Source organism: Bradyrhizobium sp. P2_E8, assembly GCF_056403875.1.
On the sequence record NZ_JBFUES010001470.1, the window covers coordinates 1 to 1,294 of the forward strand.

Here is a 1,294-nt window from a genome sequence, read left to right on the forward strand (position 1 = left end):
GTCCTCGATGATATCGGCGGCATGCTCGATGCCGATGGACAGGCGGATCGTCTCCGGCAGCACGCCGGCGACGCGCTGCTGCTCCGCCGACATCTGCCGGTGCGKGGTCGAGGCCGGATGGCAGGCCAGCGATTTGGCGTCGCCGATATTGACGAGGCGCGTGATCAACTTCAGCGCATCGTAGAAGGCCTTGCCGGCTTCCATGCCGCCCTTGATGCCGAAGGTGAACAGCGAGGAGGCGTTGCCGTCGAGGTATTTCTGGACCAGCGGGTAGTAGGGGCTGTCCGGGAAGCCCGTGTAGTTGACCCAGGCGACGCGCGGGTCGGTGCGGAGGAATTCGGCCACCTTGCGCGCGTTCTCGACGTGGCGCTCCATGCGCAGCGCCACGGTCTCGATGCCCTGGAGCAGCAGGAAGGCGTTGAAGGGCGACAGCACCGAGCCCATGGTGCGCTGATAGACGCTGCGCGCGCGCTCGATATAGGCGGTCCTGCCGAAACGCTCGGCATAGACGAGGCCGTGATAGGAAGCGTCCGGCTTGTTGTAGGCCGGAAAGCGGTCGGCGTATTTCGCCCAGGGGAAGTTTCCGGAATCGACGATGGCGCCGCCGAGCGTGGTGCCGTGGCCGCCCAGGAACTTGGTCAGCGAATGCACGGCGATGTCGGCGCCGTAGTCGAACGGCTTGAGCAGGATCGGCGTTGCGACCGTGTTGTCGACGATCAGCGGCACGCCGTGGGCGTGCGCGATCTTCGCCAAAGCCTCGATGTCGCAGACATTGCCGGCGGGATTGCCGATGGTCTCGGCGAACACCGCACGGGTGTTCTCGTCGATCAACTTCTCGATTGCATCCGGCTTGTCGCTCTCGGCGAAGCGGCCGGTGATGCCCTGGCGCGGCAGAATGTGCGAGAGCAGCGTGTGCGTGGTGCCGTAGAGCTGCGGTACGGACACGATGTTGCCGCCGTGATCGGCGACGTTGACGAAGGCGAAATGCAGCGCCGCCTGGCCGGTCGCAACCGCGAGCGCACCGACGCCGCCTTCGAGCTGGCTGATGCGCTTCTCCAGCACCGCGCTGGTCGGATTGGCGATGCGGCTGTAACGGAAACCCTCGGCCTCGAGATTGAAAAGGGCCGCGCCGTGATCGGCGCTGTCGAATGCGTAAGCCGCGGTCTGGTAGATCGGCACGGCAACCGCGTGCGTGGTGGCCTCGGGCTCATAGCCGGCGTGAATAGCGATCGTCTCGTTGCGCATCGTGCCACCTCCGCGTGGAGCGGGCCGCACTTATTGGCCTGTATGAGGC

At 65.7% G+C, this 1,294-nt stretch carries 1 protein-coding gene; it reads right to left on the reverse strand.

The genetic code is table 11. The features are described 5' to 3' along the window. Positions 1 to 1,245 (reverse strand): O-acetylhomoserine aminocarboxypropyltransferase/cysteine synthase family protein (locus AC1D00_RS41505; protein ID WP_477014692.1); only part of this gene is annotated, 1,245 nt, incomplete at its 3' end. Positions 1,246 to 1,294: the final 49 nt, after the last annotated feature.